Here is a 24,878-nt window from a genome sequence, read left to right as displayed (position 1 = left end):
TCATGTCAGCCGACGACCGCCACGGGGTGCTCGAGGGCTCAGTCCCCCTTGGTTCCGCCGCCCCCGCCGTTGCCGCGGCCGGGCGGGCCGCTCGTCGGCGGGCCGGTCGTCGGCGATGCCGGCGGGCTCGTGTTGTTGCAGTCGGGGTTGAAGATCGTGCACCCGGGCGGGGTGGGCGGCCCGGTGGTGGTCGGCGGCGTCCAGGTCGGGGTGTCGGTGGGCGTGGTGTTCGTGGGCGGGCCGCTGGTGGGCGGGGCGGTGGTGGTCGGCGGCGGCGTCGTCATGGACGGCGTCGGCGACGGGGCGCCGGACTCGTTGATCGTCTTGCCGTCACCGATCTTGCCCGGGGTCGGGAAGCCGGGGTCGGGCAGATTGCCGAGGGCGGCCTTCATGTAGTCGGTCCACATGGTCGCCGGGATGTCACCACCGTGGGTGGTGGAGTTCGGGCCGCCGGTGCCGGTCATCGGCAGCAGCTTCTTCGCCTTGGTGTCCTGCCGGAACATCACCACCGACGTCGACAGCTGCTGGGTGTAGCCGACGAACCACGCGGACCGGGTGCCGCCGGGGGTGTCGGTGGTGCCGGTCTTGCCGGCCGCGGTACGGCCGAGGGCCAGCGCGTTCTTACCTGTACCCTTCTTCACCACGTTCTGCAGCACCTTGGTGACGGTGTCCGCGACCTCGGGCCTCAGGGCCGGCGTGGTGGTGCGCTGCGGCTTCCGGAAGGACCTGTCGTCGTCACCGTTGTGGATCAGTTTGGTGACCGAGTAGGGCTCGACCGCGACACCGGACTTGGCGAAGGTGCCGTAGGCGTTGGCCATCCGGATCGCGCTGGGGGTCGAGGTGCCGATGGAGTACGAGGCGACCAGGGACCCCATGTAGTCCTTGAGCAGCCCCGCCTTGATGGCCGTGTCCTCGACCTTGTCCAGGCCGACGTCCTCGCCGAGCTGGACGAACGGGCTGTTGATGGACTGTTCCATCGCCTTGTTGAGAGTGACGTAGCCCCACTTGGTGCTGGACTCGTTCTTCTGCTTGAAGACGCTGTTGTCCTTGTTGAGCACCGGATTGCCGTTGTGATCCTTGATCGGGATCAGGTCGTCGGCGTTGTACTTGCTGTCCGGGGTGAGCGGTTTGTCGTGGCTGTAGTTGGTGCCGTACGTCATCGCCGCGGCGAGCACGAACGGCTTGAACGTCGATCCGACGGGCACGCCCTTGGTGTCGGCGTTGTTGGTGAACTCGTTGTGGTCGTAGCCCGCGCCGCCGTAGATCGCCACGATCTTGCCGTCGCCGGGCACCACCGAGGCGGCGCCGAACTGGACGTTGGTGTCCGCGTCGCCGTCGAACTCACTGTCGCTGCCGGTGTACTTATGGCCGGTGCCGGGCTTGATCTTCTGCGCCCGCACCTTCTCGACTGAGTTCTTCAGCTCGTTGACCTTGTCCTTCTCGAACGTGGTGTAGATCTGGTAGCCACCGCGGTCGAGGTCCGCCTGGGTGATCTTCGGGTCGGAGTGCGTGGTGACGAAGTTGTTCGCCGTGTCGACCAGATAGCCGATCTGGCCGTTCATGCCGGCCTGCGCCTTGAGACCCTGCGGCATCGGGAATTTCGTGTACGTGGCCCGCTCGGCCGCCGTCATGTGGCCGAACCTGACCTCGTTGTCGAGGATCGACCCCCAGCGCTGCGTGACCCGCGCGGTGTTCGCCTCGGCGGTCGCGGACGAGTCGATGCTGGGGTTGCCGATGGGGTCGTAGTACGTCGGCCCCTTGAGCAGCGCGGCGAGCATGGCGCACTGGCTGGGGTTCAGGTTCTCGGCGTTGACGTTGTAGTACGTCTGCGCCGCCGCCTGGATGCCGTACGCGCCGCGGCCGAAGTAGGAGGTGTTCAGGTAGCCCTTGATGATGTCCTTCTTGCTGACCTTCTCGCCGACCTTTATGGAGATGAACAGCTCTTTGAACTTACGGCTGACCGTCTGCGACTGGTCGAGCATCGTGTTCTTCACGTACTGCTGGGTGATCGTCGAGCCGCCCTGCGTCTCGCCGCCCTTGGCCATGTTGAACAGCGCCCGGCCGATGCCCATCGGGTCGACGCCCGAGTCGGTCTCGAAGGTCTTGTTCTCCGCCGAGATCACCGCGTAGCGCATCGCCTTGGGGATCTTCTCGTACGGGATGTTCTGCCGGTTGACACTGCCGCCGCCGGTGACCATGCGGGAGCCGTCGGCCCAGTAGTAGACGTTGTTCTGGGCCAGGGCGGCCTTGTTCTCGTCCGGGATGTCCACCATGGCGTAGGCGATGCCGACGATGCCGACCAGGGTGCCGACGAAGCCGACGAAGATCGCGGTGACCTGGCGCCACGAGGGCATCCAGCGGCGCCAGCCCTCCTTGCCGAAGCGCGGGTAGTCGATGAACCGCTTCTTGGCGGGGCGCCGTCCGGGACCGCGCCCGCCGCGGCCCGCGGGGCCGCCGGTGCCGGGTCCCGCGGGGCCGCCGGGACCACCGGGGCCGCCGCCCGCGCCTCTGCGCCGCGCGCCGCGCCCCTGGGCGGCGCGGCGTGCCGCGGCTCTGCCCTGGTACGGCTCGCCGCCGCCGGAATCCGGGGCGGCCGGGGGCGGACCGCTGGGGGCGCCGCTCGGCGAACCGGCCGGCGTATCGCGTCCGCTCTCCGCGTCGGCGGGGGGACCGCCGGCGGCACGACGGCCGCCGGACGGCGGGGGCGTCGGCTGCTGTCCCCCGCGCCGGGCGGCAGCACGGCCGCCGGCAGGCGACTGCGGCGGCGGCTTGCGACGGTGCTCGCTCATGAACAGCTACTCCTCGACAGGCGGGATCGCCTGAAGGCATCGATGACAGTCCGGTCGGTCCCCCTGCGCGCGGCTGTGTCAGGCCGCACCGCACCAAGGATCAAGACGCGCGCCGACGGCGCGGGGTTCCCGGTGCTCTGCATGGCGAACAGAGTACGCACGGCCAAAAGACACATGATGCGAACGTTCATCACATAGCGGGCGGTTGACACCCCACAGGTTTGGCGATGTGACGCCGGTCACGACCAGCCGCCTTGCATGATGTCTCGCGCCGTTCTATCGTCGCGATGTATCGACTCGATACATCGGATCGGAAGAAGCGTGAACGAGGGGACGAGGGATTGAGCAAGCGCTCCGGAATCCTCGAATTCGCGGTTCTCGGTCTGGTGCGCGAGTCACCGATGCATGGGTACGAGCTGCGCAAGCGGCTCAACACCTCGCTCGGGGTTTTCCGCGCCTTCAGTTACGGGAGCCTGTATCCCTGCCTGAAGACGTTGGTCACCCTGGGGTGGTTGATCGAGGAACCGGCGGTGGACAGCGATCCGCCCGCCACCCCCCTCGCCGGCCGCCGGGCGAAGATCGTCTACCGGCTGACAGCCGCGGGCAAGGAGCACTTCGAGGAGCTGCTGGCGCACTCGGGTCCCGACGCCTGGGAGGACGAGCACTTCGCCGCTCGTTTCGCCTTCTTCGGCCAGACGTCCAAGGACGTCAGGATGCGGGTGCTCGAAGGGCGGCGCAGCCGCCTGGAGGAGCGCCTGGAGAAGATGCGTGCCTCACTGGCCCGCACCCGCGAACGGCTCGACGACTACACGCTCGAGCTGCAGCGGCACGGCATGGAATCGGTGGAGCGCGAGGTCCGCTGGCTCAACGAGCTGATCGAGACCGAGCGGGCCGGACGCGCGGAGCGCCCGGCCGACGAGCGGGACGACAACGACAACACCAACCAAGAGAACGGCGGCCGACCCGAAGCCCGGGGAACCGCGTGACGATTACACAGGGAGCAACGGGTATGGGTTCGGTTCGCGTAGCGATCATCGGTGTCGGCAACTGCGCCGCGTCGCTGGTACAGGGTGTCGAGTACTACAAGGACGCGGATGCGGACGCCCGGGTGCCGGGTCTGATGCACGTCCAGTTCGGCGACTACCACGTCCGTGACATCGAGTTCGTTGCCGCCTTCGACGTCGACGCGAAGAAGGTCGGCCTCGACCTCGCGGACGCCATCGGTGCCAGCGAGAACAACACCATCAAGATCTGCGACGTGCCGCAGACCGGCGTGACCGTGCAGCGCGGCCACACCAACGACGGCCTGGGCAAGTACTACCGCGAGACGATCGAGGAGTCCTCCGAGGCCCCGGTCGACATCATCCAGGTCCTCAAGGACACCAAGGCCGATGTGCTGGTCTGCTACCTGCCGGTCGGCTCCGAGACCGCGGCGAAGTACTACGCCCAGTGCGCCATCGACGCCAAGGTCGCCTTCGTCAACGCGCTGCCGGTCTTCATCGCCGGCACCAAGGAGTGGGCGGACAAGTTCACCGAGGCCGGTGTGCCGATCGTCGGTGACGACATCAAGTCCCAGGTGGGCGCCACCATCACGCACCGCGTGATGGCGAAGCTCTTCGAGGACCGCGGTGTGGTCCTCGAGCGCACCATGCAGCTGAACGTCGGCGGCAACATGGACTTCAAGAACATGCTGGAGCGCGAGCGCCTGGAGTCCAAGAAGATCTCCAAGACGCAGGCCGTCACCTCGCAGATCCCGGACCGCGACCTGGGCGCCAAGAACGTCCACATCGGCCCGTCGGACTACGTCCAGTGGCTCGACGACCGCAAGTGGGCGTACGTCCGCCTCGAGGGCCGCGCCTTCGGTGACGTTCCGCTGAACCTGGAGTACAAGCTGGAGGTCTGGGACTCCCCGAACTCCGCCGGTGTCATCATCGACGCGGTGCGTGCCGCGAAGATCGCCAAGGACCGCGGTATCGGCGGCCCGATCCTGTCGGCGTCCTCGTACTTCATGAAGTCCCCGCCGGTGCAGTACTTCGACGACGAGGCCCGCGAGAACGTGGAGAAGTTCATCCGCGGCGAGGTCGAGCGCTGAGACGCCGGCCCACCGTGCGGCAGTGAGACACTGACGCGCTGAAGGACCGATTGACCGAGAAGGCCCCGGGTCGCATGCCCGGGGCCTTCTCGCTCGTGTGAGGCTGTGCGCATGGGCCTTCTGCGCGATCTTCGCGTCCTGCTGCGGCTGCCGGACTTCCGCCGCCTGCTGGGCGTACGTCTGCTGTCCCAGCTCTCCGACGGCGTCTTCCAGGTCGCGCTGGCCGCCTACGTGGTCTTCTCGCCGGAGAAGCAGGCCTCCCCGGGCGCGGTCGCGTCCGCGATGGCCGTCCTGCTGCTGCCCTACTCGCTGCTGGGCCCCTTCACCGGTGTGCTGCTCGACCGCTGGCGGCGGCGCCAGGTGCTGCTGTACTGCAACCTGCTGCGGGCCGCGCTGTCCTGCGGCACCGCCGGGCTGATCCTGCTGCATGTGCCCGACTGGCTGTTCTACCTGTCCGCCCTGTCGGTGACCGCGGTCAACCGCTTCGTCCTGGCCGGGCTGTCCGCGGCGCTGCCCCGGGTGGTCGACCGGGACCGGCTCGTGACGGCCAACGCGCTCTCGCCGACCGCGGGCACCCTCGCGGCCGCCCTGGGCGGCGGCGTCGCCTTCGTCGTGCACCTCTTCGCCGCCGAGGGGGCCGGCGCCAATGCCGCCACCGTGCTGCTCGGCGCCCTGCTCTACCTGTGCGCGGGCTTGACCGCGCTCTCCCTGGGCCGCGATCTGCTCGGACCCGACCCGGACCGGGTCCGCCCGCAGTTCATGGCCGCGATCGCCGGCACCGCCCAGGGGCTGCACGCGGGACTGCGGCATCTGCGGCGGCGCCCGGCAGCCGCCCACGCCCTGACCGCGATGACCGCGATGCGCTTCTGCTTCGGCGCGCTCACCGTGACGCTGCTGATGCTCTGCCGCTACGCCTGGTCCGACCCGGCCGACACCGACGCGGGCCTGGGCCTGCTGGGCGTGGCCCTGGGCCTGTCCGCGGCGGGCTTCCTCGTCGCGGCGCTCATCACTCCCTGGGCCACCGCCAGGATCGGGACCTCCGGCTGGATCACCGCCTGTTCGGCCGCCTCGGCGCTGATGCTGCCGCCGCTGGCGCTGTCCTTCACCGTCGCCCCGATGATGCTGGCCGCCTTCGCCCTGGGGATCACCACCCAGGGCGCCAAGATCGCCACCGACACGGTCGTCCAGGCACAGGTGGACGACGCCTACCGCGGGCTGGTCTTCTCGCTCTACGACGTCGTCTTCAACGCGGCGTTCGTCGGCGCCGCGGCGGTCGCGGCACTGGTCCTGCCGGCCGACGGACGGTCGGCCGGGCTGATCGTGGTGCTGGCGCTGATCTACGCGGCCACAGCGGTCGGCATGCTCCGGGAGCGCGATGTTTCACGTGGAACATCGCACGCGGGCACTCCGACCGGCTGATGCCGGGACCCGCGCGGTGCGATGTTCCACGTGGAACATCACCCGTCGGACCGGGCGGCCCACCAGTCGTGCAGCGCCGTGATCGCGGCCTCCTCGCCCAGCGGGCCGTTCTCCAGCCGCAGCTCCAGCAGGTACTGGTACGCCGTGCCCACCGCCGGCCCCGGCGGAATGTCCAGCACCTTCATGATCTGGTTGCCGTCCAGGTCGGGCCGGATCGCATCCAGCTCCTCCTGCTCCTGCAATTCGGCGATCCGCTGCTCCAGGCCGTCGTACGTCCGGGACAGCGCCGCCGCCTTGCGCTTGTTGCGGGTCGTGCAGTCCGACCGGGTGAGCTTGTGCAGCCGCTCCAGCAGCGGCCCGGCGTCCCGTACGTAGCGGCGCACGGCCGAGTCGGTCCATTCGCCGCTGCCGTAGCCGTGGAAGCGCAGGTGCAGCTCGACCAGCCGGGAGACGTCCTTCACCAGCTCGTTGGGATATTTGAGCTGGAGCATCCGCGCCTTGGTCAGTTTCGCGCCGACCATCTCGTGGTGGTGGAAGGAGACCCGTCCGTCCGGCTCGAAGCGCCGGGTCTTCGGCTTGCCGATGTCGTGCAGCAGCGCGGCCAGCCGCAGCACCAGGTCGGGCCCCTCGGTCTCCAGGTCGATGGCCTGCTCCAGCACCGTCAGGGTGTGCTCGTAGACGTCCTTGTGGCGGAAGTGCTCGTCCCGCTCCAGCCGCAGCGCCGACAGTTCGGGCAGCACCCGGTCGGCGAGCCCGGTGTCGACCAGCAGCCGCAGCCCCTTGCGCGGGTGGTCCGACAGGACCAGTTTGTTCAGCTCGTCCCGCACCCGCTCGGCCGAGACGATGTCGATCCGGTCGGCCATCGCGGTCATCGCCGCCACCACCTCGGGCGCGACCTCGAAGTCCAGCTGCGCGGCGAAGCGGGCCGCACGCAGCATCCGCAGCGGGTCGTCGGAGAAGGACGACTCGGGGGAGGCAGGTGTGCGCAGCACCCGGGCCGCGAGGTCGTCCAAGCCGCCGTAGGGGTCGATGAAGTCGTTCTCCGGCACCGCCACCGCCATCGAGTTCACCGTGAAGTCCCGGCGGACCAGGTCCTCCTCGATGGTGTCGCCGTAGGAGACCGCCGGCTTGCGCGAGGTCCGGTCGTACGCCTCACTGCGGTAGGTGGTCACCTCGATCTGGAAGCTGCGGGCCGTGCCCTCGGCGTCCTGGGCCTTCTTCATGCCGCCGACCGTGCCGAAGGCGATGCCGACCTCCCACACCGAGTCCGCCCACGGGCGCAGGATCTTGAGCACCTGCTCGGGGCGGGCGTCGGTGGTGAAGTCCAGGTCGTTGCCCAGCCGGCCCAGCAGGGTGTCCCGGACCGAACCGCCGACCAGAGCGAGTGCGAACCCGGCGGCGCGGAAGCGGTGGCCCAATTCCTCGGCAACGGGTTCGACCCGGAGAGGGGCCCGCCCGGCTCGCGGGGGCTGCGGGGTCTGAGCGGCATTGTTGGCATTCGGCACAACGTAAAAGGGTACGGGTCCGCGGGCATCCCCCGCGCACCGGTTTCCCCGGTTGTACCAAGAGGCAGTCCGCAGCACTTCGACACAGCGCCGATCGTTAACATGCCAGCACGCACATCAGATGGACCACCGGCGACAGACGATCAGCAACACAGACGACGAGGACGGGCGAACGCGTGGGCGAGGCGGCACAGTCACCCGGGAAACCTCCGTCACCGGCGAGGCGGCGGGCAGTACGGGTCGTCGCGCTGGTGGCCGGTGCCACGCTGCTCACCGGGCTGCTGCAGGCCGCCGGGGCGGCCCCCTCACAGGCGGCGGCCGGCACCGGCTCCCGGACGGCCGCGGTGTCGGTGGACACGATCGCCCCGCGGATCCCGGTCAAGGGCGACACGGTCACCCTCACCGGCCGCCTCACCAACAACGGCAAGTCCGCCATCACCGGCGCCCATGTCGGCATCCGGGTGCCCTGGAACGGCGCGCTGCAGACCCGTAGCGCCATCAAGACCGCCGCGTCCCGCACCGGGTACAGCAACGCGGAGGACGGCGATGAGATCGACGGCCACACCAGCACGGTGCAGGACATCCCGGCCGGCGGCCACGCGCCCTTCAGTATCACCGTCCCGGTCGGCGCCCTCCACATGGACGACGCCGGTGTCTACCAGCTGGGCGTGACGCTGGACGGCCGGACGAAGGCCGACCCCACCACGCACGTGCTCGGCATCACGCGGACCTTCCTGCCGTGGTACGGCGACGAGGCGACCAGCGGCACCAAGCAGACCAGGATCACCTATCTGTGGCCGCTCACCGACCGGTCGCACATCGCGCCGCGCGGCGACACCGACTCCCAGCAGAGCCCGATCTTCATGGACGACGAGCTGGCCTCCGAGCTGGCCTCCGGCGGCCGGCTGCGCGCGATGATCGACCTGGCCAGGAATCTCCCTGTGACCTGGATCGTCGACCCCGATCTGCTCGCCACCGTCGAATTCATGACCAAGGGATACCGGGTCGCGGGTCCCGGCGGCGATGTCACCAAGACCACACCCGGCGTCGGCGCCGCCGCCGCCAGGCAGTGGCTGAACGACCTGAAGACCGCGGTCGCCGGCGACCAGGTGATCGCGCTGCCCTTCGGCGACACCGACATCGCCTCGCTCGCACACCACGGGCAGAGCGTGCCGGGCGCCCTCACCCACCTCAAGACCGGCACCACCCTCGGGCTGGGCACCACGCAGACCATCCTCGGCGGCAACCCGACGGCCGATGTGGCCTGGCCCGTCGACGGTGCCATCGACCCGTCCGTGGTGTCGGTGGCCCGCGCGGGCGGCGCCAAGCGGATCATCGCCCGCAGCGACACCTTCGCCGAGGGCGACGGTCTCAGCTACACCCCGAACGCGGCCCGGTCGATCGGCGGCGGCACGACTGCTGTGGTCAGCGACGCGACGCTGTCCACCGCCTTCACCGGCGACCTGGCCGACCCGCAGAAGGCCGACCTCGCCGTGCAGAACTTCATCGCGCAGACCTTGATGATCACCCTGGAATCGCCGGAGAAGCAGCGCAGCGTCGTGGTCGCCCCGCAGCGGATGCCCACCGTCGCGCAGGCCTCGGCGATGGCCGAGGCGATCCACGACACCGCCGTCGCCCCCTGGGCCACCCCGCTGAGCTTCGACGACGCGGCCAAGGCGCACCCCGACGCGCGCGCCAACCACAAGGTGCCGTCGAGCAGGGCCTACCCGGGCAGCCTGCGCAAGCAGGAGCTGCCCACGTCCGCCTTCCGGCAGATCCAGCAGACCCAGAACGGCCTGAACAACTTCGTGGTCATCCTCACCCGGCAGGACCGGGTCACCGTGCCCTTCGGGAACGCGGTGCTGCGGTCGATGTCCGACGGCTGGCGCGGCGACCCTTCGGGCGCGAAGGCCTACCGCGACGCGATCGGCTTCTACCTGCAGGACCTGATCGGCGCGGTGCACATCATCGAGAAGACCACGCTGACCCTGTCGGGCCGCAGCGGCACCATCCCGGTCACGGTGAAGAACGAGCTGGGCCAGCCGGTGAAGGGCCTCACCCTGCGGCTCACCTCGGGCGCCAACATCCGGCTGGAGATCAAGGACCCCGACCAGCCGATCGCCATCGAGGGCGGCCACACCCGTACCCTGAAGTTCCAGACCAGCGCCAGCGCGAACGGCTCGGTCAGGATCACCGCGGCCCTCTACACCGACAACAAGACGGTGTACGGCAAATCCGTCGACTTCGCGGTCCACGTCAACAAGGTCACCGACCTGGTGATGCTGATCATCGGAGCCGGACTGCTCCTGCTGGTGCTGGCGGGCGTACGGATCTACCGTCAACGTAAACGGCGGACCGCCGAGGACGACGGCGGTGACGACGATGAAGGCGGCGACGGCGGCGGGAACGACGACGGCGGCGACGAGGACGAGACCGACGGCATGGACCCCGGGCAGCCGGGTGACCCTGCCGCTGACACTGGGCAGGAAAGCCGGGAGCCGTCACCAACAGGTGAGAAGGTGGACGGGTAGCCGGCGGACAATAAGGTGGGGCACTGATGAACGCGCCGTATGACGGTGATCGCGACTCTGCGGGCCAGATGCCTCCCTCGCCCGAGCAGCGTCCGGCGCCTGCCGACCCCTATCTGCAGAACACGTATGCCTACGATCCGTATCAGCAGCAGGATCCGGCGCAGTGGCAGCAACAGCAGCAGGCCGGCTACGAACAGCAGCCCTACCCCGACAACGCGGCGACGCAGTACATCGGCACGCCCGAACCGGCCCAGCCGCAGCAGGGCGAGGACTACGACGCCTACGCGCACCTCTTCCGCGACCAGCAGCAGGGCGGCCAGCAGGCCGGCTACCAGCAGCAGCAGTATTCCCAGCAGCAGCCCGGCGGCTACCAGCAGCCGTACCCGCAGCAGGACGGCCACGGCCAGCAGACCGGCTATCCGCAGCAAGGGGGCTACCCGCCGCAGGGCGGGGGCTACCAGGGCGGCTATCCGCAGCAGGGCGGATACGGGGGCCAGGGCGGCTACCCGGTCTATCAGCACGTGCCGTCGGCCAACGAGACGACGGGATTCTCGCTGCCCGTCTACCAGGACCCGGGATACGGCCAGGACATCTACCAGGGCGAGCCGTACGCCGACCCGCACTACGCCGACTCCCAGTACGTCGACCCGCGCTATGCCGATCCGCGCTACGGCTACCCGTATCAGCAGCCCTACCAGGAGCCGTACCAGGAGCCCCAGCAGCAGCCGTATCCGCCGCAGGGGTACCAGCAGCCCGGGCAGCCGCCGCAAGGCGTCCAGCAGGGCGGTACGGCCACCACGGGCCCGCTCCGGCCGGCGCCGGCAGCCGCCACAGGCACCACCGCGGCTGTAGCGGCCGCGCCCGCCGCCCGCTCCGGCGGCATCCTGAAGTCCAGTGCCCTGATGGCGGCGGGAACCCTGGTGTCCCGCGTCACCGGCTTCGTCCGCACCCTGGTGATCGCCGCGGCGATCGGCGTGGCCACCCTCGGCGACTCCTACCAGGTCGCGAACGTACTGCCGACGATGATCTACATCCTCACCATCGGCGGCGGCCTCAACTCGGTGTTCGTGCCCCAGCTGGTCCGCGCGATGAAGGACGACGACGACGGGGGCAGCGCCTACGCCAACCGGCTGCTGACGGTGGTGATGGTGGCGCTCGGCGGCATCGTCGCGGTCACCGTGCTCGCCGCGCCCCTGCTGGTCCGGCTGATGTCCGCGAAGATCGCCGACAACCCGGACACCTACGACGTGGCCATCGCCTTCGCCCGCTACTGCATGCCGACCATCTTCTTCATGGGCGTCCATGTGGTGATGGGCCAGGTGCTCAACGCGCGCGGCAAATTCGGCGCGATGATGTGGACGCCGGTCCTGAACAACATCGTGGTGATCTTCACCTTCGGGATGTTCATCTGGGTCTACGGCTCCTACGGGTCCACCCGGCTGGACGCCACCACGATCACCCCCGAGGGTGTCCGGCTGCTCGGCATCGGCACCCTGCTCGGCCTGGTCGTGCAGTCGCTGGCGATGCTGCCCTACCTGCGGGACGCGGGCTTCAAATTCCGGCCGCGCTTCGACTGGCGCGGCCACGGCCTGGGCAAGGCCGCCAAGCTGGCCAAGTGGACGTTCCTGTTCGTCCTCGCCAACCAGGCCGGCCTGATCGTGGTCACCCAGCTCGCCACCTGGGCGGGCGCCAACGCCGACAAGAGCGGCTACCAGGGCACCGGCATCACCGGCTACAACTACGCGCTGCTGCTCTGGCAGATGCCGCAGGCCATCATCACCGTCTCGGTGATGGCGGCGGTGCTGCCGCGGATCTCCCGGGCCGCGGCCGACGGCGACATGAACGCGGTCCGCGACGACATCTCCTACGGGCTGCGCACCTCGGCGGTCGCCATCGTGCCCGCCGCCTTCGCCTTCCTCGCCCTCGGCGTGCCGATGTGCGGTGTGCTCTACGCCGGCACCAACGAGGGCTCCGCCCGCAACATCGGCTTCATCCTGATGGCCTTCGGCGGCGGTCTGATCCCCTACTCCGTGCAGTACGTCGTCCTCCGCGGCTTCTACGCCTTCGAGGACACCCGCACTCCCTTCTACAACACCGTGATCGTGGCCACCGTCAATGCCGCGGCGTCCGCCCTGTGCTTCGTCGCGCTGCCCGCCCGCTGGGCCGTGGTCGGCATGGCCTTCTCCTACGGGCTGGCCTACGCGGTCGGCGTCGGGGTGGCCGTCAAGCGGCTGCGGGCCCGCCTGGGCGGCGACGTGGACGGCCGCCGGGTGGTCCGCACCTACGCCCGGCTGATCGGCGCGTGCATCCCGGCCGCCGCCCTCGCCGGGATCGCCGCTTACATCGTCAGCGGGAAGCTGGGCGGCGGGGTGACCGGGTCGCTGGCCTCGCTGGTGGTCGGCGGCGTCCTGCTGGGCGGAGTCTTCCTGGTCATCGCGAAGCGGATGCGGATCCAGGAGCTGAACGGCATGATCGGCATGGTCCGGGGGCGGCTCGGCCGCTGATCACGACTTCCGCCCACCGGCCGGCCGCCGCCGCGCAACCATCGCGGCCCGCCGCGTGTCGTGCATACAGCCGGACTGTGGGCACAATTGTCATCGGCTCGACGTGGGATCGCGCAATGGATGGGGAGGCAGGAACGACGGTGGCGGATCGGAGCACGGCGGCCGTCGGAGTGGCCGATGAGGGCGGCGAGGCACCGCCCGCAGCCCAGCAGGACGGCGCCACACCCGACGGCACGACGACGGACGACCAGGACAGCGGCACCGCCGGCGACGGCACCCCACCCCAGGACGCAGCGAACGGGACGAAAAGCACCGAAGAAGCCGCGGAGAAGACCGCGCAGACCCTCACCATCACCGCCGAGCCCCGGCCGACGAAGCCTGAAAGCCCCGAGCCCGAAGCCTCCGCGTCCGAGACCCCCGCCACCGAACCGGCGAAGCCCGAGCACTCGAAGCCCAGGGCCGCAAAGCCCAGAGTCGCAAAGCCCGGGTCCGCAAAGCCTGGGGTCGCAAAGCCCGAGCCCGCAAAACCCGGGGCCGCACAGCCGCAGCCCACCGAGCCGAAGCCCAAGTCCGCTCCCAGCGCGCCCGAGCTGCACAGCGGACACCGGCTGGCCCGGCGCTATCAGCTCGCGGAGTGCGTCACCCGGGTGGACGGATTCAGCAGCTGGCGTGCGGTGGACGAGAAGCTGCGCCGGGCCGTCGGCATCCATCTGCTGCCCGCGGACCACCCGCGGTCGCGCCAGGTGCTGGCCGCCGCCCGCTCGGCCGCGCTGCTCGGCGACCCGCGGTTCGTCCAGGTCCTGGACGCGGTCGAGGAGGACGACCTGGTCTATGTGATCCACGAGTGGCTGCCGGACGCCGTTTCGCTCGCCGACCTGCTGGCCGCGGGCCCGCTGGAGCCGCACGAGGCGTACCAGATGGCCAGCCAGGTCTCCCAGGGCATGGCCGCCGCCCACCGCGAAGGACTGGCACATCTGCGGCTGGACCCGGGCGCCGTGCTGCGGACCAGCTCCGGGCAGTACCGCATCCGCGGGCTGGCTGTCGCCGCCGCACTGCGCGGGCTGAACTCCGACCGGCCGCAGCGGCAGGACACCGAGGCGATCGGCGCACTGCTCTACGCCGCCCTCACCCAGCGCTGGCCTTACGAGGAGGACGCCCACGGCCTCACCGGGCTGCCCAAGGGCGTCGGCCTGGTCGCACCCGACCAGGTGAGGGCGGGCGTCCACCGCGGCATGTCCGACGTGGCGATGCGCGCGCTGGTCAACGACGGCGCGACGGCGTCCCGCGAGGAGTCGCCCTGCACCACCACGGAGGAGCTGGCCAAGGCCATCGCGGGCATTCCGCGGATCCGGCCGCCCGAGCACCCCGCACCGGTCTACCGGCAGCCCGCCTTCCAGCAGCCGCCGCAGCAGCCGAGCGGCTACTCCGTCGCGGGACCGGCCACCGGGCGGCTCACCGCTCCGCCGCCCGCACTGCCCGGCCGCACCGGCAGCGCGCTGAAATGGGCGGTGTCCGCGCTGCTGATCGTCGCGATCGGGCTGGGCAGCTGGCAGCTCGCCGACGCTCTGAAGTCCCGCGAGAACCATGCCCCGCGCAAGCCGTCCACCTCGCAGACCCCGAACAAGCAGCCAGCACCGGCACCCGTCGCCCCGCTGCGGATCGTCGACGTCAAGGACTTCGATCCGCTCGGTGACGGCAGTGAAACGCCGTCGGACATCACGAAGGTCGACGACGACGACCCCGGGACGTACTGGCAGACGAGCTGGTACGCGCGGGCCGACCTCGGCGGGCTCAAGCCCGGCGTGGGCGTGGTGCTCGACCTGGGCAGCCCCCGCCGCGTCAGCTCGGTCACCGTCGAAGTGCTCGGCGACACGGATCTCTCGCTGATGGCCGCGCCCTCCGGCACCAAGACCCGGCCGACCCGGCTGGAGGGCTTCAGCAAGGTCGCGTCGGGCTCCGGCGCACAGCACGTGACGCTCAAGCCCGCGGGACAGGTCACCAGCCGCTATCTGCTGGTCTGGCTGACCAAGCTCCCGAAGGACTCCGACGGCAGGTTCCGTGGCAAGATCTCGGAGATCAGCGTCATGGGCTGAAGCGGCCGGCACGGCTGAACGGAAGCGGACGGGGGAGTCTGGCGTGGAGCGCATACCGCTCGGCGATGCCGACGACGCCGACCTGCTCGCCCGCCATGTGGCGGGCGAGGCGGATGCCTTCGGCGAACTGGTCCGCAGGCACCGCGACCGGCTCTGGGCGGTCGCCCTTCGGACGCTGGGCGACCGCGAGGAGGCCGCTGACGCGGTGCAGGACGCGCTGGTGTCCGCCTTCCGGGCCGCACATACCTTTCGCGGCCAGTCGGCCGTCACCACCTGGCTGCACCGCATCACGGTGAACGCCTGCCTGGACCGGGCACGCCGGGCCGCCACACGGCGCACCGCCGCGGTCGCCGACGAGGAGAATTTCGAGGCGCTCCTCGAACCGCACGAGTCGGCCGAGGCGCCCGCGGAGCGTGGTGAACTGCACCGTGAACTCATCGCGGCCCTGGCCACTCTGCCCGCCGAACAGCGGGCCGCACTGGTGCTGGTCGACATGCAGGGCTATCCGGTCGCGGAGGCCGCCGCGGTGCTCGCCGTACCGGAGGGCACGGTGAAGAGCCGCTGCGCCCGCGGCCGCGCCCGGCTACTGCCCCTGCTCACGCATCTACGGGCCGGCGGCGGCGCCGATCGCGCCGGTCCGGGCGGCGGAAGGAACCGGACGGAGGGGACATCCGTCCCACCGGCAGGAACAGAACAGGGCGGAGGTGACCACCGATGACATCGACCACGGGCCAGAACCCGCATCCCGAGGTCATGGAGATCTCCGACCTGGCCGAAGGCATCCTGCCGGAGGACCGGGTGGCGGCGGTCCGCGCCCACGTGGAGTCCTGCGAGGAATGCGGCGAGGTGCTGGCGTCGCTCCAGGAGATCCGCGGACTGCTGGGCGCCCTGCCGGAGCCGGAGCCGATGCCCGCAGATGTCGCCGCGCGGATCGACGCGGCACTCGCTGCCGAGGCACGGCTCGACTCCGCGCTGCCGCGTGTTCCACGTGAAACATCGATCCCGGCGCAGGACGCCGGCGACTCGGCGCGTGTTCCACGTGGAACATCGGCACCGGCCGGACGGCCTTCGGCGCCCACCGGTCCCGGCCGAGGCCGCCGGCAGCGGCGCGCGCTGCTGATCGGCGCGGCCTCGGCGGCGGCCGTCCTCGCACTGGGCGGGGCGGTCTACGAGCTGGCGTCCTCCGGCAGCACCCGCAGCATGAGCAGCGCCGACAGCGCCCAGCGGAAGACGAACTCCCAGGACGGCGGTGAGAACAGCGGCAGTTCCAGCGTGGTCGCCTCCGAGGTGGCCCGGCTGCTCGGCCGAGCGGGCGGCAAGACCGGCCCCGGCGGGGTCACCTCCCCGATGCTGAGCACCAACGGGGACGCCAGGATCGCCGCGCCCGACGGCACCGTGGCCTTCGTGCCCGCCTGTGTGCTCCGGGCCACCGGACGGACCCAGCCGCCGCTCGCCGCCGATCGGGAACCCTTCCAGGGCACCGACTCCTATCTTGTGGTGCTGCCGGATCCAAACGACAGCCACCGGGTAGACGCCTACGTGGTGACCGCCTCGTGCACGGCCGACGTCACGGGCAGCGTGCTCTTCCAGGACAGCTTCCCGCGGAGCTGACCAGGCGTCCGCGAGGCACGCCACGGTGTGCGTGGGGCGGCGCACCGCCGGGGGAATGCCAGCCCCGTAGGATCCGTTAGGCACGACGAGAGTCCAGCCAGGACCGGACCCCCACAGCAGTCCGCAGAGACGAGGAAGACACCCGTGAGCGACGTCCGTAACGTGATCATCATCGGCTCGGGGCCCGCGGGCTACACCGCGGCGCTGTACACGGCACGCGCATCCCTCAGTCCGCTGGTCTTCGAGGGCTCGGTCACCGCCGGCGGTGCGCTGATGAACACCACCGAGGTGGAGAACTTCCCGGGCTTCCGGGACGGCATCATCGGCCCGGACCTGATGGACAACATGCGGGCCCAGGCGGAGCGGTTCGGCGCCGAGCTGATCCCGGACGACGTGGTCGCGGTCGACTTCAGCGGTGACATCAAGACCGTCACCGACTCGGCGGGCACCGTCCACCGGGCGAAGGCCGTCATCGTCACCACCGGGTCGCAGCACCGGAAGCTCAACCTGCCCAACGAGGACCAGCTCTCCGGCCGTGGCGTCTCCTGGTGCGCCACCTGTGACGGCTTCTTCTTCCGCGACCACGACATCGCCGTCATCGGCGGCGGCGACACCGCGATGGAGGAGGCGACCTTCCTCTCCCGGTTCGCCAAGTCCGTGAAGATCGTGCACCGCCGGGACAGCCTGCGGGCGTCCAAGGCGATGCAGGACCGCGCCCTCGCCGACCCGAAGATCTCCTTCGTCTGGGACAGCGAGGTGTCCGAGATCCACGGCGACGGCAAGCTCTCCGGACTGACCCTGCGCAACACCAAGACCGGCGAGACCTCGGAACTGCCCGTCAGCGGGCTGTTCATCGCCATCGGCCACGACCCCAGGACCGAGCTCTTCAAGGGTGTTCTCGACCTCGACGCGGAGGGATACCTCACCGTCCAGGCGCCGAGCACCCGTACCAGCCTCACCGGTGTCTTCGCCGCCGGCGACGTCGTGGATCACACCTACCGTCAGGCGATCACCGCGGCCGGCACCGGCTGCTCCGCCGCTCTGGACGCCGAACGCTACCTGGCGTCCCTCAGCGACGCCGAGAAGGCTGTCTGATCCCCTTCCCCCACCCGCACGTAACGAACCTGAGGAGACTGCCGTGGCCGGCAAGACCAAGCACGTGACCGACGCGACCTTCGCCGAGGAGGTCCTGGCCAGCGACAAGCCCGTACTGGTCGACTTCTGGGCCGAGTGGTGCGGCCCCTGCCGTCAGATCGCCCCGTCGCTGGAGGCCATCGCGGCGGAGCACGAGGACGACATCACCATCGTCAAGCTCAACATCGACGAGAACCCGGTGACCGCCGCGAAGTACGGCGTGATGTCCATCCCGACCCTCAACGTCTACAAGGGCGGCGAGGTCGTGAAGACGATCGTCGGAGCCAAGCCCAAGGCCGCGCTCGTCCGCGACCTGTCCGACTTCATCGGCTGAGTACGCACTGTTCCACGTGGAACATCGAAGGGCCGGCTCCCCCAGAGGGGAGCCGGCCCTTTCTGATCGTGGGCGGGAGCGCGGGTACGTCAGAGCGGGCGGAGGGCCGGCTCCTTCTGGACGGCCCCCAGCAGCCGGTCGATGGCCAGCTCGACGTCCTCCTTCCAGGAGATCGTCGAGCGCAGTTCCAGCCGCAGCCGGGGATACCGCGGGTGCGGGCGGACCGTCTTGAAGCCGACGGCCAGCAGATGATCGGCCGGCAGCACACAGGAAGGCGCGGACCATTTGGCGTCGCCGAACGCCTCGATCGCCTTGAAGCCCCGCCGGACCAGGTCCTTGGCGACCGTCTGCACCAACACGCGTCCGATGCCCTGGCCCTGATAGCCGGGCAGCACCCGGCCGGTCATCAGCTGCACGGCGTCCGCCGACACCGGGCTGGTCGGGAAGGCCAGTGACCGCGGCACATAGGCGGCAGGGGCGTAGAGCACGAATCCCGCGGGGACCTCGTCGACGTAGACCACCCGGCCGCAGGAGCCCCACTCCAGCAGCGCCGCGGAGATCCAGGCCTCCTTCTCCAGCTCGGGCTTGCCCGCCTGGACCGCGGCCTCACCGCTCACCGGGTCCAGCTCCCAGAAGACGCAGCGCCGGCAAGGTCGGGGAAGGTCCGGAAGGTTGTCCAGAGTGAGCGGTACAAGCCGACGACCCATGTGCCAAGGACCCCATTCCTGTGGCGGACTGAACTGCGATGGCACCCCGGTGTTCACCACCGGGGTGCCACGGTGTCACTCGTCGTCGTCCTCGGCCTCGTCGTCCAGCCGGTTCTCCAGCACCTTGCCCTCGCCCGGTGCCATCGCCCCGAGGATCCGCTCCAGATCCTCTATCGAGGCGAACTCCACGACGATCTTGCCCCGTTTCTGGCCCAGGTCGACCTTCACCCGGGTGTCGAAACGGTCGGAGAGCCGGGTGGCGAGGTGGGAGAGCGCCGGGGACACCCGGCGGCCCGCGCGCGGCGACGCCGACTTCCTGGCGTTCTTCGGCTCGCTGTTCATCAGCTTCACGATCTCTTCGACCGTGCGGACCGACAGTTCCTCGGCGACGATCCGGAGCGCCAGCTTGTCCTGGTCGTCGGTGTCCACCAGCGAGAGCAGCGCCCGGGCGTGCCCGAAGGAGATCACCCCGGCGGCGACCCGGCGCTGCACCGGAGCCGACAGCTTGAGCAGCCGCAGGGTGTTGGAGACCTGCGAACGGGACCGACCGATCCGGTCGGCCAGCTGCTCATGCGTGCAGGAGAAGTCCCGCAGCAACTGGTCGTAGGCCGCCGCTTCCTCCAGCGGGTTCAGCTGCGCCCGGTGCAGATTCTCCAGGAGGGCGTCCAGCAGCAGCTTCTCGTCCTCGGTGGCCCGGACGATCGCCGGAATCCGCTCCAGGCCGGCCTCCCGGCAGGCCCGCCAGCGGCGTTCGCCCATGATCAGCTCGAAGCGGTCCGCGCTGATCTGCCGTACCACTACCGGTTGGAGCAGGCCGACCTCTTTGATCGAGGTGATCAGCTCGTTGAGCGCGTCCTCGTCGAACACCTCGCGCGGCTGCCGCGGGTTGGGGGTGATCGCGTCGAGCTCCAGCTCGGCGAAATAGGCCCCTGCGACCGGAACTCGCGACGACGAGAGATCCGGTTCTGTTTCACGTGAAACAGGGATGTCCACCGTCGGCGGAGCCGACTCCGACGGCCGGCGGTCGACCAGCCCCGCCACCTTGGCCGCCGCGACCCCGCGGTCCGGCACCAGGACCGGCGCGGTCCCCGACGTTGAACTGCTTCCCTGCGGCGCGGCCGGGATCAGCGCGCCGAGACCACGGCCGAGCCCTCTGCGTCGATCACTCACTGGATCCCCTCCGACATGCTGTGCGGGTGCTGCTCGTTGTGCTGTTCGCCCTGCGGCTGCGGGTCGTACTCGACGGCCATCTCACCGGACGCGCCACGCAGCGCCATCTCCCGGGCGGCCTCCAGATACGACAGCGCGCCACTGGAGCCCGGGTCATACGTCAATACGGTCTGGCCGTAGCTGGGCGCCTCGGAGATGCGTACCGACCGCGGGATGCTGGTGCGCAGCACCTCCTTGCCGAAGTGGGTGCGCACTTCCTCCGCCACCTGGGAGGCCAGCCGGGTCCTGCCGTCGTACATCGTCAGCAGGATGGTGGACACGTGCAGCTTCGGGTTGAGGTGGGCGCGGACCAGGTCCACGTTCTTCAGCAGCTGGCCCAGGCCCTCCAGCGCGTAATACTCGCACTGGATCGGGATGACCACCTCAGCGCCGGCCACCAGGGCGTTGACGGTGAGAAGGCCGAGCGAGGGCGGGCAGTCGATCAGGACATAGTCCAGCGGCTGCTCGTACGACTCGATGGCCCGCAGCAGCCGGCTCTCCCGGGCCACCAGCGAGACCAGCTCGATCTCGGCACCGGCCAGGTCGATGGTGGCCGGGGCACAGAACAGCCCCTCCACATCGACCACCGGCAGCACCACGTCGGACAGCGGCTTGCTCTCCACCAGCACGTCGTAGATCGACGGCACCTCGGAGTGGTGGTCGATCCCCAGTGCCGTCGAGGCATTGCCCTGCGGGTCGAGGTCGATCACCAGCACGCGGGCGCCGTGCAGTGCCAGGGAGGCCGCCAGATTCACCGTGGTCGTGGTCTTGCCGACCCCGCCCTTCTGGTTGGCGACCACCATCACGCGGGTCTGTGCCGGCCTGGGCAACCCCTCGCCGGTGCGGTTCAGCGCCTCGACGGCCATCTGGGCAGCGCGGCCGATCGGGGTGTCGTCCATGGGAGGCAATGTTTCACGTGAAACATCGCTCCCGAACCCCGGGGGCACGGAAAGTGGACCCCGGGCTGATTCAGCTGAGCGGGGACCGGGGACCGGGTCGGCCATCGGCCCCGCGATGTTGGCGTCGGACCGCAAGGACTCACTCTCCTCGACTTCAGGCTCGCTATGAGGAGAGCCTGCCATGCCCGAGGGGTGCTGAACCAGCGAGCCCCGGCCGGCTGTGGATAAATCCCGGTTATCCACAGCCGAATTGACCTTGGTCGGTTTGTTGGCGCGCGCCTCGGCCGCGGCGCGGCCACGGCTGAGGACTCCTGGCAGCAGTGAGCGACGTTTCACGTGGAACACGATGCGCCGCGCCACGCCGGTATTCCGGCAGACACTCCGTATTGTGCCGTTTTGGCCGTTTCCGGCCCACCGGTCAGCGGCGTCGGCGCCCCGCGCTGCTGCCGCCGCGCGGCGTCCGGCTGGCCCGGGCCGCCTTCGCCCGCCGGGTGGCCGCACGGACCCCGCCGGGGCTCTCCCCGACCAGTACCCGGACCACCGTGGACAGCGGATCGACCACGCCCTCGCCCACGTGGATCACCGAGGCGTTCACCGCGCCGAGCCGGCCGAGGGCGGCTCGGGCCGATTTCAGCTCTTCCTCGGCGGTGTCGCCCTTGAGCACCGCCATCTCACCGTGCGGGCGCAGCAGCGGCAGCCCCCAGCCGGCCAGCCGCTCCAGCGGCGCCACCGCACGAGCGGTCACCACGTCCACCGGCGGCAGCTTGCCCAGCATCTCCTCGGCGCGGCCACGGGCCACCGTCACGTTGTCCAGCCCGAGCAGCCGTACCACCTCCTCCAGGAAGGTCGTGCGGCGCAGCAGCGGTTCCAGCAGGGTGATCTCCAGGTCCGGCCGGGCCAGGGCCAGCGGGATGCCGGGCAGACCAGCGCCCGAGCCCACATCGCAGACCGACACGTCCTGGTCGATCACCTCGGAGAGCACCGCGCAGTTCAGCAGATGCCGCTCCCACAGCCGGGGCACCTCGCGCGGACCGATCAGACCGCGTTGCACCCCGGCATCCGCCAGCAGCTCAGCGTAGCGCAGCGCATCGGCGAACCGGTCGCCGAACACCGCCCCGGCCTGCTCGGGCGGCGCGGGAAGCTCCGCTGCTGCCTCCGTCACGGGACTGTCCTTTCCTCGGTTCTCGCACGAGCGTCGCCGCCCGCGCGTCCATCTCCGTGCTCTCGTGTTCTCGCGCTCTGGTGCCCTGGTGCTCTGGTGCTCGGTCATGTGCGCGGTTCGTGGTGCGCGTGCGTTCGTATCCAGGCTGACAAGCTTCGGCCCCGCCTGCGAGCAGACGGGGCCGATCGATCGCGGGTGAGCAGCCGGTCAGACCGGCAGGACGACCACCCGGCGCTGGGGCTCCTCGCCTTCGGATTCGCTGCGCAGCCCCGCAGCCGCCACCGCGTCGTGCACGACCTTGCGCTCGAACGGCGTCATCGGGTCCAGCTTCACCGGCTGCCCGGATTCCTTCGCCTCGGCCGCGGCCTCGGCGCCCAGCTGCGCCAGCTCGGCACGCTTGCGGGCCCGGAAGCCGGCGATGTCCAGCATCAGCCGGCTGCGCTCGCCGGTCTCCCGGTGCACCGCGAGCCGGGTCAGCTCCTGCAGCGCCTCCAGCACCTCGCCGTCCCGCCCGACGAGCTTGGTCAGCTCCCGGGTGGAGGTGTCGCCGATGATCGACACCGACGCACGCTCGCCCTCGACATCCATGTCGATGTCACCGTCGAGGTCGGCGATGTCCAGCAGCCCCTCCAGGTAGTCCGCCGCGATCTCGCCCTCCTGTTCCAGCCGGGTCAGAGTCGCGGACGAACCGCTGTCGGGTGCCGTGGTGGTGTTGACGTCGCTCACGCCTGGACTCTCCTCTTACTTCTTCTTCGACGACAGGTTGGTCGGCTTGGCCTTGGCCCCGCCGGGCTGCTTGCCCTGCGTGCCGCCGCCCTGCTTCTGACCGCCCGCCCTCGGGGCACCGGCCCGTGGCGCGCCACCACTGCCCTTGCCGCCGCCGCCGGACCTCGGAGCACCGCCCGACTTGGCGGCGCCCCCGGACTTCGGGGTGGCCGGCTTGGCACCGCCGGCGGCAGCCTTCGCCGTGTCCGGCGCGTCGGCCGTCTCGACGGCGTCCGGTCCTTCGGCGACGGAACTGCCAGAGCCGCCCGCCCGGGGCGAGCCGGGGCCGCCCGCGGCGCCCGTGGAGCGCTTGGCCTTCGGCTGCCGCTTGGGCTGGGTGCGGTTGGCCCGGGCGACCTCGACCGCCTCCTTGGCGGCGACCTCCTCGGGCGCCTCGACCAGCTTGCCCTTGGCCCGCAGCCGCTCCTGGCGCTGCTGGAAGGCCAGGCTGCCGGGGGTGGGGTTGCGGTAGATCACGAACATCTGCTGGCCCATGGTCCACACGTTGGTGGTCAGCCAGTAGATGAGGACACCGACCGGGAAGTTGATGCCCATCACGGCGAAGATGACCGGGAAGACGTACATCAGCATCTTCTGCTGCTGCATGAACGGGGTCTTCACCGTCATGTCGACGTTCTTCGTCATGAGCTGGCGCTGCGTGTAGAACTGCGAGGCCGACATCATGAGGATCATGATGATGGTGACGAGGCGCACATCGGTGAGCGTGGCGCCCAGCGCCTGGACCTTCGTGGAACCGTCCAGGAACTTCGCCGCCAGTGGGGCGCCGAAGATGTGTGCGTTCTGCGCGCTGGTGACCAGGTCGGCGTGGATGACACCGACCTTGTGACCCTTGGCGATGTTGCTGAGCACGTGGTAGAGCGCGAAGAAGAACGGGGACTGCGCCAGAATCGGCAGGCACGAGGAGAGCGGGTTGGTGCCCGTCTCCTTGTACAGCTTCATCATCTCTTCGGACTGCTTCTGGCGGTCGTTCTTGTAGCGCTCCTGGATCGCCTTCATCTTCGGCTGGAGCGCCTGCATGTTCCGGGTGGACTTGATCTGCTTGACGAACAGCGGGATCAGGCAGATCCGGATCAGGACCACCAGCGAGACGATGGACAGACCCCACGCCCAGCCGCTGTCCTTGTCGAAGATCAGGCTGTAGAACGAGTGGAACTGGACGATGATCCACGACACTGCGTCGTATAGGGGGTTCAGGATCCCCACGGTCAGGCTCCTTGGGCGTGAGAGGGTCCGGTGGGCTCGGGCGTGACGGGCCCGTCGGAGCCGCCCCGCAGTGCGCGGCGCAGCAGTTCGTGCCATGGCGGCCGCTTACGCGGCGGGACATGGTCCACTCCGCCGGGCGACCAGGGGTTGCACCGGAGGATGCGCCACGCGGTAAGGGCGGTGCCCTTGATCGCGCCATGCCGGTCGATGGCGGTGTACCCGTAGTGGGAGCACGACGGGTAATACCGGCAGACCGGGCCGAGCAGTGGACTGATCGTCCACTGGTACAGCTTGATCAGTGCCAGCAGCGGGTATTTCATTGAGCCACCCTCCCCTCGGCGTCGCCATGGGTGTCACGGCCCAGCAGCCGCTGCAGTGCGGCGTCCAGGTCGAGGGCCAGCTGTGCATGGTCCGCGTTCCCGGCTCCGGGAAGCGCGCGTACCACTACCAGGCTACCGGGGGGCAGCAGCGACAGACGCGCCCGGACCAGATGACGCAATCTGCGCTTCACCTGATTCCGCTGCACCGAACCGCCGACCGCCTTGCTCACGACGAAACCCGCACGTGCCGGGGGAGTGCTCCCCCCCGGCACGTGCGGGTCGGTGGCGTCTCGGCGCAGATGGACGACCAGCAGCGGGCGGCCCGCCCGGCGTCCACGGCGAACCGCCGTCGCGAAGTCCTGGCGCCGCCTCAGCCGATTCTCGGTGGGCAGCACGACATCAGACCTGTGGCAATCAGGCGGACAGGCGCGCGCGGCCCTTGCCGCGGCGGGTCGCGAGGATCGCGCGGCCGGCACGGGTCCGCATCCGCAGGCGGAAGCCGTGGGTCTTGGCGCGACGACGGTTGTTCGGCTGGAAGGTGCGCTTGCTCACTCGGGGGCTCCAGGAGAGATCGTGTCCG

Annotated in this window: 21 protein-coding genes; 10 read left to right on the top strand and 11 right to left on the bottom strand. The window is 70.0% G+C overall.

Annotation, left to right across the window (positions count from 1 at the left end; genetic code table 11):
- Positions 1-38: 38 nt before the first annotated feature.
- Positions 39-2,789, bottom strand: coding sequence for a transglycosylase domain-containing protein (locus OHA86_RS19085; protein WP_329176959.1), 2,751 nt, complete (start codon positions 2,787-2,789; stop codon positions 39-41).
- A 341-nt stretch (positions 2,790-3,130) separates the two neighbouring features.
- Between OHA86_RS19085 and OHA86_RS19080 the strand changes: the two genes are divergently transcribed.
- From OHA86_RS19080 to OHA86_RS19070, 3 genes are all read left to right on the top strand, one after another.
- The gene (locus OHA86_RS19080) at positions 3,131-3,775 is read left to right on the top strand and encodes a PadR family transcriptional regulator (protein ID WP_329176957.1); all 645 of its coding nucleotides are present in this window, start codon (positions 3,131-3,133) and stop codon (positions 3,773-3,775) included.
- A 23-nt stretch (positions 3,776-3,798) separates the two neighbouring features.
- Positions 3,799-4,881: an inositol-3-phosphate synthase gene (locus OHA86_RS19075; RefSeq protein ID WP_329176955.1), complete on the top strand. Its 1,083-nt coding sequence runs from the start codon at positions 3,799-3,801 to the stop codon at positions 4,879-4,881.
- A gap of 111 nt (positions 4,882-4,992) precedes the next feature.
- Complete coding sequence (locus tag OHA86_RS19070; RefSeq protein WP_329176953.1) at positions 4,993-6,300, top strand: MFS transporter; 1,308 nt, start codon at positions 4,993-4,995, stop codon at positions 6,298-6,300.
- Positions 6,301-6,338: 38 nt separating this feature from the next.
- Here OHA86_RS19070 and OHA86_RS19065 read toward each other — a convergent pair whose 3' ends face one another.
- The gene (locus OHA86_RS19065; RefSeq protein WP_329176952.1) at positions 6,339-7,805 is read right to left on the bottom strand and encodes a CCA tRNA nucleotidyltransferase; all 1,467 of its coding nucleotides are present in this window, start codon (positions 7,803-7,805) and stop codon (positions 6,339-6,341) included.
- Between the two features lie 176 nt (positions 7,806-7,981).
- Here OHA86_RS19065 and OHA86_RS19060 point away from each other — a divergent pair, with 176 nt between their 5' ends.
- From OHA86_RS19060 to trxA, 7 genes are all read left to right on the top strand, one after another.
- Positions 7,982-10,336 carry a DUF6049 family protein gene (locus tag OHA86_RS19060; protein WP_329176950.1) on the top strand — a complete coding sequence of 785 codons (2,355 nt, stop codon included), beginning with the start codon at positions 7,982-7,984 and terminating at the stop codon, positions 10,334-10,336.
- A gap of 26 nt (positions 10,337-10,362) precedes the next feature.
- Positions 10,363-12,840 carry a murein biosynthesis integral membrane protein MurJ gene (gene murJ, locus OHA86_RS19055; protein WP_329176948.1) on the top strand — a complete coding sequence of 826 codons (2,478 nt, stop codon included), beginning with the start codon at positions 10,363-10,365 and terminating at the stop codon, positions 12,838-12,840.
- Between the two features lie 140 nt (positions 12,841-12,980).
- Positions 12,981-14,933, top strand: coding sequence for a serine/threonine protein kinase (locus tag OHA86_RS19050; RefSeq protein ID WP_329176946.1), 1,953 nt, complete (start codon positions 12,981-12,983; stop codon positions 14,931-14,933).
- A gap of 43 nt (positions 14,934-14,976) precedes the next feature.
- The gene (sigM, locus tag OHA86_RS19045) at positions 14,977-15,651 is read left to right on the top strand and encodes an RNA polymerase sigma factor SigM (RefSeq protein WP_329176944.1); all 675 of its coding nucleotides are present in this window, start codon (positions 14,977-14,979) and stop codon (positions 15,649-15,651) included.
- Complete coding sequence (locus OHA86_RS19040; protein ID WP_329176942.1) at positions 15,648-16,544, top strand: anti-sigma factor family protein; 897 nt, start codon at positions 15,648-15,650, stop codon at positions 16,542-16,544. The genes sigM and OHA86_RS19040 overlap by 4 nt, the downstream gene beginning before the upstream one ends.
- Before the next feature lie 144 nt (positions 16,545-16,688).
- Entirely contained in the window at positions 16,689-17,639 is a 951-nt protein-coding gene (trxB, locus tag OHA86_RS19035) for a thioredoxin-disulfide reductase (protein ID WP_329176940.1), read from the top strand.
- Between the two features lie 43 nt (positions 17,640-17,682).
- On the top strand, positions 17,683-18,012 hold the full coding sequence (gene trxA / locus OHA86_RS19030; protein WP_329176938.1) for a thioredoxin: 330 nt from the start codon (positions 17,683-17,685) through the stop codon (positions 18,010-18,012).
- A gap of 89 nt (positions 18,013-18,101) precedes the next feature.
- On the opposite strand, the gene OHA86_RS19025 is transcribed toward trxA, so the two are convergent.
- The 9 genes from OHA86_RS19025 to rpmH form a co-directional block, all read right to left on the bottom strand.
- A complete protein-coding gene (locus OHA86_RS19025) occupies positions 18,102-18,719 on the bottom strand; it encodes a GNAT family N-acetyltransferase (protein ID WP_329176937.1) in 618 nt (205 codons plus the stop codon).
- A gap of 75 nt (positions 18,720-18,794) precedes the next feature.
- Positions 18,795-19,889, bottom strand: coding sequence for a ParB/RepB/Spo0J family partition protein (locus OHA86_RS19020; RefSeq protein WP_329176936.1), 1,095 nt, complete (start codon positions 19,887-19,889; stop codon positions 18,795-18,797).
- Complete coding sequence (locus OHA86_RS19015; protein ID WP_329176934.1) at positions 19,886-21,010, bottom strand: AAA family ATPase; 1,125 nt, start codon at positions 21,008-21,010, stop codon at positions 19,886-19,888. Before OHA86_RS19015 ends, OHA86_RS19020 begins: the two co-directional genes overlap by 4 nt.
- A gap of 235 nt (positions 21,011-21,245) precedes the next feature.
- Positions 21,246-21,989, bottom strand: a complete 744-nt coding sequence (gene rsmG / locus OHA86_RS19010) for a 16S rRNA (guanine(527)-N(7))-methyltransferase RsmG (protein WP_329176932.1) — start codon at positions 21,987-21,989, stop codon at positions 21,246-21,248.
- A 207-nt stretch (positions 21,990-22,196) separates the two neighbouring features.
- Positions 22,197-22,715 carry a Jag family protein gene (locus OHA86_RS19005; protein ID WP_329176931.1) on the bottom strand — a complete coding sequence of 173 codons (519 nt, stop codon included), beginning with the start codon at positions 22,713-22,715 and terminating at the stop codon, positions 22,197-22,199.
- Positions 22,716-22,730: 15 nt separating this feature from the next.
- On the bottom strand, positions 22,731-23,978 hold the full coding sequence (gene yidC / locus OHA86_RS19000; protein WP_443071766.1) for a membrane protein insertase YidC: 1,248 nt from the start codon (positions 23,976-23,978) through the stop codon (positions 22,731-22,733).
- A 2-nt stretch (positions 23,979-23,980) separates the two neighbouring features.
- Entirely contained in the window at positions 23,981-24,298 is a 318-nt protein-coding gene (gene yidD / locus OHA86_RS18995; RefSeq protein WP_167981854.1) for a membrane protein insertion efficiency factor YidD, read from the bottom strand.
- Entirely contained in the window at positions 24,295-24,693 is a 399-nt protein-coding gene (rnpA, locus tag OHA86_RS18990; RefSeq protein WP_329176928.1) for a ribonuclease P protein component, read from the bottom strand. The genes yidD and rnpA overlap by 4 nt, the downstream gene beginning before the upstream one ends.
- A gap of 19 nt (positions 24,694-24,712) precedes the next feature.
- Complete coding sequence (rpmH, locus tag OHA86_RS18985; protein WP_030354375.1) at positions 24,713-24,850, bottom strand: 50S ribosomal protein L34; 138 nt, start codon at positions 24,848-24,850, stop codon at positions 24,713-24,715.
- Between the last annotated feature and the right edge of the window lie 28 nt (positions 24,851-24,878).

Origin of the sequence: Streptomyces sp. NBC_01477 (assembly GCF_036227245.1) — a bacterium.
GTDB lineage: Bacteria > Actinomycetota > Actinomycetes > Streptomycetales > Streptomycetaceae > Actinacidiphila.
Note: the sequence above shows the minus strand (reverse complement) of the source record. Positions and strands in the feature narration are given on the sequence as shown.